This window comes from Terrisporobacter sp. (assembly GCF_017888745.1).
GTDB lineage: Bacteria > Bacillota > Clostridia > Peptostreptococcales > Peptostreptococcaceae > Terrisporobacter.
The window spans coordinates 1-10,256 of record NZ_JAGHFM010000130.1 but is presented as its reverse complement, the minus strand read 5'-3'; the positions used below and the strand labels follow the sequence as shown (position 1 = coordinate 10,256).

11 protein-coding genes and 1 pseudogene are annotated in these 10,256 nt (G+C 25.8%); all 12 read right to left on the bottom strand.

Going from position 1 to position 10,256, the window contains the following annotated elements; translation table 11 throughout:
* A pseudogene (locus J7G74_RS16915) lies at positions 1-131 on the bottom strand (UDP-glucose 6-dehydrogenase); the annotation flags it as partial.
* Positions 132-143: 12 nt separating this feature from the next.
* The gene (locus J7G74_RS06280; protein ID WP_443081645.1) at positions 144-734 is read right to left on the bottom strand and encodes a hypothetical protein; all 591 of its coding nucleotides are present in this window, start codon (positions 732-734) and stop codon (positions 144-146) included.
* A 24-nt stretch (positions 735-758) separates the two neighbouring features.
* The gene (locus J7G74_RS06275; protein WP_297133232.1) at positions 759-1,778 is read right to left on the bottom strand and encodes an NAD-dependent epimerase; all 1,020 of its coding nucleotides are present in this window, start codon (positions 1,776-1,778) and stop codon (positions 759-761) included.
* A 36-nt stretch (positions 1,779-1,814) separates the two neighbouring features.
* Entirely contained in the window at positions 1,815-2,345 is a 531-nt protein-coding gene (locus J7G74_RS06270; protein WP_297133230.1) for a serine acetyltransferase, read from the bottom strand.
* Complete coding sequence (locus J7G74_RS06265; RefSeq protein WP_297133228.1) at positions 2,335-3,633, bottom strand: lipid II flippase MurJ; 1,299 nt, start codon at positions 3,631-3,633, stop codon at positions 2,335-2,337. The genes J7G74_RS06270 and J7G74_RS06265 overlap by 11 nt, the downstream gene beginning before the upstream one ends.
* Entirely contained in the window at positions 3,624-4,478 is an 855-nt protein-coding gene (locus J7G74_RS06260) for an FAD-binding protein (protein ID WP_297133226.1), read from the bottom strand. Before J7G74_RS06260 ends, J7G74_RS06265 begins: the two co-directional genes overlap by 10 nt.
* Positions 4,462-5,544 (bottom strand): polysaccharide pyruvyl transferase family protein, encoded by a 1,083-nt coding sequence (locus J7G74_RS06255; protein WP_297133224.1) that lies wholly within the window; start codon positions 5,542-5,544, stop codon positions 4,462-4,464. Before J7G74_RS06255 ends, J7G74_RS06260 begins: the two co-directional genes overlap by 17 nt.
* 5 nt (positions 5,545-5,549) lie before the next feature.
* The gene (locus J7G74_RS06250; protein WP_297133222.1) at positions 5,550-6,707 is read right to left on the bottom strand and encodes a glycosyltransferase family 2 protein; all 1,158 of its coding nucleotides are present in this window, start codon (positions 6,705-6,707) and stop codon (positions 5,550-5,552) included.
* Between the two features lie 29 nt (positions 6,708-6,736).
* Positions 6,737-7,837 carry an EpsG family protein gene (locus J7G74_RS06245; RefSeq protein WP_297133219.1) on the bottom strand — a complete coding sequence of 367 codons (1,101 nt, stop codon included), beginning with the start codon at positions 7,835-7,837 and terminating at the stop codon, positions 6,737-6,739.
* Positions 7,838-7,858: 21 nt separating this feature from the next.
* Positions 7,859-8,968, bottom strand: coding sequence for a glycosyltransferase family 1 protein (locus tag J7G74_RS06240; protein ID WP_297133217.1), 1,110 nt, complete (start codon positions 8,966-8,968; stop codon positions 7,859-7,861).
* A 26-nt stretch (positions 8,969-8,994) separates the two neighbouring features.
* Entirely contained in the window at positions 8,995-9,738 is a 744-nt protein-coding gene (locus J7G74_RS06235; protein ID WP_297133214.1) for a glycosyltransferase family 2 protein, read from the bottom strand.
* A gap of 24 nt (positions 9,739-9,762) precedes the next feature.
* On the bottom strand, positions 9,763-10,256 hold a 494-nt coding region (locus tag J7G74_RS06230), incomplete at its 5' end, for a sugar transferase (RefSeq protein WP_297133213.1).

Genomic DNA, 10,256 nt, shown 5'->3' with positions numbered 1-10,256 from the left:
GGATTATTGTAGTGATTTCCTATTCTAGGGTCTAATCCTACTCCCTCTATTATTTGTTTAGTGTTTAATCCTCTTATCTCTGCATATGTATCTAATTCATTAAAGTATGCAACTCTTAGTGCTAAATATGTATTAGAGAATAACTATACAGCTTCTGCTTCTGTTGAATCTGTAAATAACATTGGTATATCTTTCTTTATTGCTCCCTCTGCAAGAAGATCTGCAAACTTTTCTGCTCTTTCAGATTGTTCTCCAACTATTATTCTTGATGGATATAGATTATCATATAGTGCTTTTCCTTCTCTTAAGAACTCTGGTGAGAAGATTATATTATCTGTATCAAACATTTCTCTTACTTTTTCTGTATATCCAACTGGAACTGTTGATTTAATAACCATAGTAGCCTCTGGATTTATAGCTAAAACATTAGCTATAACAGCTTCTACTGTTCTAGTATTAAAATAATTTCTCTCTGGATCATAATCAGTTGGAGTTGAAATTATTACAAAGTCAGCATCACTATATGCTTTAAATGCATCTGTTGTTGCTACTAAATTTAATTCTTTATTTGCTAAATAATCTTCTATCTCTGCATCTACTATTGGAGATATTTTATTATTTATCATATCTACTTTTTCTTGTATTATATCTACTGCTATTACTTCATTATGTTGTGATAATAATATTGCATTAGATAATCCTACATAACCTGTTCCTGCTATTGCTATTTTCATTTGTAATTTCCCCCGCTATATTGCTTAAATTTCTACATTATAAAACTCTTTATACCAAGTAGCGAATTTCTCTAAACCTTCTTCTATTGAAGTGCTTGGTTTAAATCCTATCGCTTTTTCTAGATCTGATGTATCTGCATAAGTTCTTACTACATCACCAGGTTGCATTTCCATATAATTTTTTATTGCTTTTTTACCTATTTTATCTTCTAAAACAGATATGAATTTCTCTAATTGTACTGGTTGATTATTTCCTATATTATATACTTTATACGGTGCAAAGCTTTCACTTTGCTTGTCTATTGTTTCATCCCAATCTTGATTAGATTTTGGTGCTAATGGTAATAATTTATATATACCTTCAACTATATCATCTATATATGTAAAGTCTCTTTCCATTTTTCCATGATTGAATACTTTTATAGGTTTATCATTAAGTATATTTTCAGTAAATGAGAAGTATGCCATGTCTGGTCTTCCCCATGGTCCGTATACTGTAAAGAATCTAAGTCCTGTTGTTGGTATTTTGTATAAATGACTATATGTATGAGCCATTAATTCATTTGATTTTTTTGTTGCAGCGTATAAACTTACTGGATGATCTACTTGATGCTCAGTTGAGAATGGAGCTACTTTATTTCCTCCATATACTGAGCTTGATGAAGCATATAGTAGGTGTTTTACTGGATAATTTCTACATGCTTCTAGTATGTTCATAAATCCTATTAAGTTTGAATCTACATATGCATATGGATTTTCTATTGAATATCTTACTCCTGCTTGTGCTGCTAAGTTTATTACATAATCAAATCTGTATTTTTCAAATAGATTATCTATTGATTCTTTATCTTTTAAGTCCATTTTATAAAAAGTATAGCTATCATACTTTTGAAGAATCTCTAATCTACCTTCTTTAAGACTTATATCATAGTATTCATTCATGCTATCTATTCCGACTACTTCATAATTTTTCTTTAAAAGTAATTTGCATAAATGGTATCCTATAAATCCACTTGCACCTGTAACTAATATTTTATTATTCATAATTAGACCTCTCTATTTTTGTATAATCTTAATTCTTTATACTTTGTTAATTGGTTTTCCTGGTATTCCTGCATATGTTAGCCCATTTAAACAATTTCTGTTTATTAAACAGTTTGCGCCCACTATAACATTATCTTCTATATTTATATTTCCAATTATTTTACTACCAGCAAAAAATACACAATTGTCACCAACTTTAGGATAATTTCCTTTTGAATAATCACCTCTTCTTGCACCTCCAAATGTAACCTCATGATATATAGTACAGTTTTCACCAATAACTACTTTATCACCTATTACTATAGAAGATGGGTGAGGTAAATCTAATCCTATTGCTATTTTGGTATTGTCTCCTATAAATATATTATATTTCTTAATCAATCTATACTTATATAATTTGGATAAATAAGATAATATCTTATTCTCACTTCCCTTATAATATAAAAATGTCCTTATTAAATAAACCGCATTAGTTTGAGGACATATATACTTATAGTAATATTTTTTTATAAAGTTAAGTCTTTGACCATGATAAACTTCTCTATTTATATACTCTTTATACTTCATATGTTTTCCTTCTATTTATTTTTTCTAATATTATTCTAATATCATTTGTCTGCATAACTATTGTTTTATACCAATTTAAATTATACATTCTAACAAACTTAGCAAAAAATACAACTCCGCTTATAGAATATGAAATTACAGATGACATAGCTGCCCCTTCTACTCCGTATAATGGTATAGATATAATATTTAATATTATATTAGCCATAACACTTAATAGTAATGTATAAAAATAAAACTTCTGTTCACCTTTTGATATATATAAAGGTCCAATTAACTTAAATAATGCCATACTTGGTATACCTAAGAATATAATACATGTTACTTTATAAGAGTTTAAAAATTCACTTCCATATAATATATTGATTATTAATTTTCCAAATATAAAAATACCTACAAATGCTACTAAAGAAAATAACATGCTTACCTTAATACACCATATTATTTCTTCAACAGAATCATCTTTTGCAGTTTTTGAAAATAATACATCTTTAAATGCATCTGGTAATAACCATGCATATTCTGCCAAAGTAGCTCCAACTGAATATAGACCAACTTGAGTATTATCAACATGATACTTTAAAATAAATATATCTACTTTATAGTTCAAATTAACAAGTAATGCCGTGATCATTGGATAAAATCCAAATTTGATTAATGATATTAAGACAGAAATATTTATTTTAAGAGGATTAGGTATATATCTAATCTTCCAAATGTATGCTATAATATATATCATATTTTTTATTATACTTATTGCCATGATAAAAATAATATTCGGACTAAATGCTATATATACTAATAATGTTAGTAATAGGTTTACAAATATAAATATCATATTTAAAGTCTGTCTAAACTTTATAAACTCAACTAGTGCAATCATTCCTAGTTGTTGAATTAATATTTCCAAAGGAATTAAAAATAATGCTACTATATATACATCCGATTTTACAAACATTACCATAAACAATGATAATACCATGTATATCAATGCTTGTGCTGAAAAAATATTTAAATATTCTTCCATTTGATTTTTCATATTTTTACGTTTACTATTTCCGTATGACTGGTATAACCCTAAATTTCCTATAACAGCTACTACATTAACAAGATTTATTACAAATGCGTATTCACCTCTTAACGAACTTCCTAGATAACGATTAACTAATGAGGTTGTAATTATTCCAACTAGAATAGATACTACTTTATTTATCATGGAAAATACATATGGATTAGATGTTATATTTTCAATTATGCATTTAAAAATATTTCTATTTTTTACTCCCATATTATAACCTCAGGTATAGCTTTTTTCCCTATCATTTTATGCATTATTTCTACACGTTTTATTAACTTAGTTGCCTGTCTGAATGTACCTTCACCTTTATTGATTATCCAATTTGGTGTCTTTTTTGAAAAATGTATACCATTTTTATTTGATATACTGATTTTTCTTACTAACCACATTACTTTCCAGTCATTTATTTTAAATACAGATCCAAAATTATATCCACTTTTATCTTGAACATCTTTACATAACTGTATTCTAGCATTTTTTAATTGTTCACTTTCTTCCTTACTCTTATATTCAAATTTAAATGTACATCCTAATATTATATAGTTTGGATTCTCTCTAAATATTGAGTTCCTATAACCAAATCTGCATTGTTCTTTTTTTATAGTTTTAATTTCTCCATTTATATACACAGTTACATCTACTATATAGTCACTAATACTCACGCCATGAGGTTTACCTCTTCCCGCATTCATTGCAACAGCTCCCCCAATTAATCCTGGTACTGAATATAGATACTCAATTCCTCCAAATCCATCTTCATTAATTTTATTTATAATTTTTTGTAACTTATTCGATGCTCCTATATAATAAACACCTTCTCCTTTATTTTCAATTGATTTATTAAATTCCTTCATAGAAATAACATTTTCAAATATTTTTTCATCATTAATTAATAAATTAGATCCACCTCCAATTATATAATATTCTTTAGAATCTATACTATCTAAAAGTTTCATTAATTCTTCTTCTGTTTGAGGTATATATAATTTAGAAGCAGTTCCACCGATTCTTACAGTTGTATATTTTTTTAGAGATTCGTTATACAATATTTTCATGCATATTTTCCTTTCTTCCATAATTATAGTTTATTGACTCATTTATATATTTTATTGATCTTTCTTTATAAATTTCTATCATCTCGTTAACTGATTGATAATCTATATTTTCATTCAATATATCTTCTAACTTCATATTACTTTCTATATTTCTACTATTTATTTTAAATTGGTTTGTTATTTCACCAATTTTTGTATTATTTTCACCATAAGTTACAAAGTTCTTATTATAAATAATGGAAAAAACAGTACCATGAAAAGTATCTGTTATAATATACTTAGCATTTTTTATATAAGATAGAAACCCAAACGGAGATACTGAAACACATTCATCACACCACTCTAAATCAAATCCAACTGAAAGTAATTTTAGATTTTTAGTTTTTGCAAATTCTTTAATTCTTTTCACCCTTGTCTCATTCATATTATGACCATAAGAATATACAAGAATATATTCATCATTATTAACACTATGTTCTGTTTGTAAATATACACTCTTATCTATTAAAAATGTTGGATCTAAAACAATTTCCATATCTTTTTCTATAACATTTTTTAAAGTTGTATATGAATAATTATCTCTTACACTTATCTTATCAAATCTATTTAATGCATCTTTTACATATGAATTTTGATTTATTACTTCTATCTTTGTTGTATTAATCGATGGTGCATAAGATATTAATCTTTTATTCTTAATACCAACTCCCATAAATATAGGATATTTTCTAAAATCTTCTCTACTTATATTCCAAATTTCATCACTTCCAAATATGAAAATATCTTGGCTATTTAGTGATGATTCATTATTTTTACATAATTTAAACTCTTTAATTACTTTATCAAAATTTATATATTTTTTTACTTGAAATCTAACTCCTTTAATATCCAACTTAAGCGCTTTTTTTATTGTACTTCTTATAGTTTGCTTTAATGGATTTCTAGCTTTAGTTTCTAAAAAACTAACATTATGCCCTAAACTTTCTAGATATGTTTTCAATGCATAGGCCTGTAAAAAGCTACCATAATTCAAACTATTATATACTGTTACTATTGATATATTCATATAGCCTACCATTTAATCCTTTCTATTTCTTTAATATATTTTAATGAATGGGAATTTTTATAAATTTTACTGTTTTTATGCATAAATGATCTTTTTTTATTTTCATTATACAATTTTATATATTGCTTATACTCATAGCTTCCTCCATAAAATGCTCCTGATTTCGCAATTTCTTTATATTTTTTCATGTCTGAACTTAAAAATTTATAGTGCATTAGTCCTGCCCAACACACATCTTCAAAGTTTTTATAAATAGGGAAAGAATAATGAGAATTATACTGTAAGTCACCTTTTTCAAAATATAATAAAGGATACTTTGTAAGGTAAGGTGCAAAGCCTTTATTTTCTCCCCTAAACATTCTTACTCTCATACCACCATCTATACATCTAAAGGCATAATGTTCTCTATAATTATAGTTATCATTATCAAAGTAAACATATTGTGATAAATAATTTGAATCTTCATTATCTGAAAACATTGGATTTTCAGAGTACATATCTAGGGTAATACTTCGAATTCTTTTATATCCTTTTTTTATTGCAAGATTAGTTAATTCTTGTATTGTTTTTTTCTCCATATCCTGATATACAAATAATTCATCTGAATCAACTACCATATACCATTTATTAAATCCATAAAAACTAATTAATTTATTAATCCAAGATTGTCTTTTATTTGTTGTATATAGAGATTCTGTTCTATATACATCTGTATCTTCTTGACTCATTAACCACTCAAATGTACCATCTACAGAACCATTATCTAAAATTGCAAACTTTTCTATTCCTATTTTTCTGTAGTGATCATAAAATACTTTCATCCTCTTTAAGTCATTCTTTACTACACAAATTATAATAGGACTATTTATATTAATCTCTTTAAATTTATTTGTTTTTATAATTTGAATATCATTATTGAAAAAATTTATAGCTATATCGAAACCTACTGAAGTTGATAGTGCTATTTTTTTCAATGATCGCTTCCATACATCTACATCTGAATTTAAATTATTCCAATTGCTTACATCCGTAGATTCTATCGCTCGATTTAATTCTTGTATTTTTTGTTTACTTCTAATGATACCAAATATTGCTTTTATTTCCAGTAATTTATCTCTAAGTTTTACTGGAATTTTAGACATTATTTCTTCCTTTTTAACCATATTTTTCTCCCTTAGTTATTTATATTTTCTTATTTAAATTTATAAGGTAATATTCCACTCCATTCTGGTCTAGCATACAATATAACAGTAATATATATAAATAATAAACATATAACGATATATCCAATTAAATAAGTATATTTTCCCAATCTACTAATTGAATTTGGTAAGTATACTATTAAAATCGAAGTAAAATATTCTGAAATTCTATCTAATAAATTAAATTGAAGTGACAGTATTAATATAACTACATTTATAGCAGTCATTAATTCAAATAAATTCATATATACATTTTCAATATTATTTCCTTCACTATTATTAAGATTTTTATATTTTTTTCCCGAAAAAATTTTACAAATTAACATTATAATACCTATAACAATTATATTCACGATGCTAGCTAATCTTACTCCTCCTTTGGAGTATATTGATTCCATATAATAACTTTTATATTGAGGGAATATGTCAACTATAAGAAGCATTAATTTATCAAATACTAAAATTAATGCTATTGTTATTATTAGTATTCTAATATACTGTTTAATATTTAATTTGTACTCTCTTATAAATATTAGTGGTATTAAAACTACTGATGATGTATGAAATGTTGTGGCTACAAGCATAGATATAATATATTTCTTCTTATTATTACTTATAATATAATCTATTGAATTTAATAAAATACAAACTACTATACATTGCCTAATAATATTAAATATTAAGAAATAATTTCCAATTAAATAAAATACCATTATACTTAACCATTTATTTTTGGAATACTTATTTATAAATCTTCCAACTGAAATTAAATAAAAGGCACTAACTATTGACAATAATACTGTATAATTATTGGTAAATGTTTTTATAATAGTACATAAAGCTACGTATCCAATTTCATATCTTGATATTTCAATATTATTTAATATTCCACTAATTCCGCTCAGACTATTAAATTGTCTTACATACTCATATGTATCATTTCCTACTGTAATATCTCTAAAACCCGCAAATAAAAATAAAAATGTCAACATAACATACGTATATATATCGCTATTTTTTTTATTTTTTTCTAGTCCATAATATAACCCGGTTACAGCAATTGAACCCGTTAAAAAAAAATGAAATTCCACTTTTTCCTCCCTTACTTACTACTATCTTAAGTTCAAGTAAAATTCTCTTAATCTATTTGATTCATTTTTTATTTCAAAATTATTCTCTATTAGTATTTGTGTTACATCACATCTTTTAAAGTCATTAATATATTCTATAATTTTTCCTGCCCAAAATTTTGCTCCCTTACAAAGGTCAAGTTGTTTAGTATTACATAATACTACTTCATCTGTTATTTTTGTACTCATAAAACAAGGTAATCCTGCTGCTTGTGCCTCAATTCCAACAACTGGTAAACCTTCATATAATGATGGAAGTAAAAATACATCCATTCCTTGCATTAAGTCACTTATATCATTTCTACGTCCTAAAAATATAACTCTATTTTCCAAATTAAGATTTTTTACTTTTTCCTTAATGTCATTTTCTAGTGGACCACTTCCTATTAGAAGTAATCTTGCATCTGTTCTTACTTTACTTATTTCATAAAATATATCTATTAAAAAATGATGATTTTTTTGATTATTAAATCTTCCTACATGTCCAATTATTAAATTATCTTCTAATTTTAAATTACGCCTTACTTCTACTCGCTTTGTAATATCATACTTGAATTTTCCTACATCAATAGCATTATTTAATACGTATACATTATTATTCTTAACAGATTTTTTACCATATAAGAATTCCGCTGCCGCTTTTGAGCAAGCAAATTTATAATTTTTTTGTATTTTTAATGGCATACATAATATTCTATTCCTTATTGCACTTAACTTTTTATCTGAATACTTAGTTGTATGAGAATGTACAATAGTATTTTTTATTCCATATTTTTGTGCTATTGGTTTAAATAGTATATTTAAATATGTCTCGTGATTATGAACTATAGTATATTTTTTACTATTTAGTTTAAAGAAGTTTATTATTTCTTTATTGGATTTAATTGATAAATTAGGTCTGCTTATTTTATAACACTTCCCCCCCAATTTATTTATCTCTTGTTCATATGTTTTTTCACGTTCATCAAAGTATAAAAAATCAAATTGTATTTTTTTCACATCAATATTTCTATACATATTCATAATAACAGACATAACACCACTTTCTATGTATATTCCTGATACTATATGCAAAACTCTTTTTGCCTTCATAATCTATTACTCCTTAACTTAGAAGGTTACTTTATTTTTAATACTTTAATTATTCCCCAGTAGAATATATGAAAAGTTGATCTCAACACTGATAGTTTCTCTATCTCTCTATATAAATGCCAATGATATTTAACTAAATCCATCTTATTGCTAGATATTGAATTTTTCCTGATTCTATATTGCATCAACACTTCATTCATGCCATAGATATACTGCTCTTTTTTCAACATCTGTAACCAGAGTGCATCATCATTTCTTTTTCTTATATTTGGAATTTTAACTTTACCAATTTCATCAACATTATACATGACTGTAGAATTTCCAACTGGGCAAGTAAGCAACACTCCATTGTAATTTACTTTTTTCTTTACATTTATAACGCGTCCTAAAGGTTCACCTGCTTCATTTATCTGTTCATACTTAGTGCATGAAATATTATATTTGTTTTCCTCCATAAACTTTATTTGTTTTTCTAATTTATGCTTAGGCCATATATCGTCGCTATCTAAAAAAGCCATATATTTTCCAGTAGCCAAATCCATAGCTTTATTCCTTGCTATTGCTGCCCCTGAATTTTGTTCTAACTTAACATATTTAATTCGTAAATCATTTTTGCTATATTGTTCGACTATCTCTTTTGTATTATCCATTGAGCAGTCATCAACTATAATCATCTCCCAATCAGTATGCGTTTGATTAATTACAGATTCTATAGTTTCACCTATAAATTTTGCACAGTTATATGTAGGTGTAATTATTGAAACTTTCATTACTATTTATTCCTTTCCATATCTTTACTTTGCAATAGCCACTATAGTAGAAAATATTAATTTTATGTCTTCTATTAAAGATATATTTTTTATATATTTCATGTTAAGTTCTATTTTAGCTGGCATAACTTCTTGTATATATGTATCTTCGGGATTATTACTTTTTCCTAATATATCATTTTCATTTCTATATTCAATAGAGGCATAATCAGTAATTCCAGGTTGAACCAACAATATCTGCTCTTGATACTCATCATATAAATCGACATACCTAGGTACTTCAGGTCTTGGTCCAACTAAACTCATCTCACCTTTTAATACATTTATTAATTGAGGTAATTCATCTAACTTACACTTTCTAATAAGGTTTCCAACTCTTGTTATTCTTGTGTCATTTCCTACAGTTATTTGCTTTCCCAATTTTTCTGCATCTGTTACCATTGTTCTAAACTTATATATTTCAAATATTTTTTTATTTTTACCAACTCTTTTTTGCTTAAAAAATACTGGGCCTTTAG

Excerpts from the sequence above, each read along its gene's own strand:
- J7G74_RS06280 (WP_443081645.1), bottom strand. The coding sequence starts at position 734 with ATGAAAATAGCAATAGCAGGAACAGGTTATGTAGGATTATCTAATGCA.
- J7G74_RS06275 (WP_297133232.1), bottom strand. The coding sequence starts at position 1,778 with ATGAATAATAAAATATTAGTTACAGGTGCAAGTGGATTTATAGGATAC.
- J7G74_RS06270 (WP_297133230.1), bottom strand. The coding sequence starts at position 2,345 with ATGAAGTATAAAGAGTATATAAATAGAGAAGTTTATCATGGTCAAAGA.
- J7G74_RS06265 (WP_297133228.1), bottom strand. The coding sequence starts at position 3,633 with ATGGGAGTAAAAAATAGAAATATTTTTAAATGCATAATTGAAAATATA.
- J7G74_RS06260 (WP_297133226.1), bottom strand. The coding sequence starts at position 4,478 with ATGAAAATATTGTATAACGAATCTCTAAAAAAATATACAACTGTAAGA.
- J7G74_RS06255 (WP_297133224.1), bottom strand. The coding sequence starts at position 5,544 with ATGAATATATCAATAGTAACAGTATATAATAGTTTGAATTATGGTAGC.
- J7G74_RS06250 (WP_297133222.1), bottom strand. The coding sequence starts at position 6,707 with ATGGTTAAAAAGGAAGAAATAATGTCTAAAATTCCAGTAAAACTTAGA.
- J7G74_RS06240 (WP_297133217.1), bottom strand. The coding sequence starts at position 8,968 with ATGAAGGCAAAAAGAGTTTTGCATATAGTATCAGGAATATACATAGAA.
- J7G74_RS06235 (WP_297133214.1), bottom strand. The coding sequence starts at position 9,738 with ATGAAAGTTTCAATAATTACACCTACATATAACTGTGCAAAATTTATA.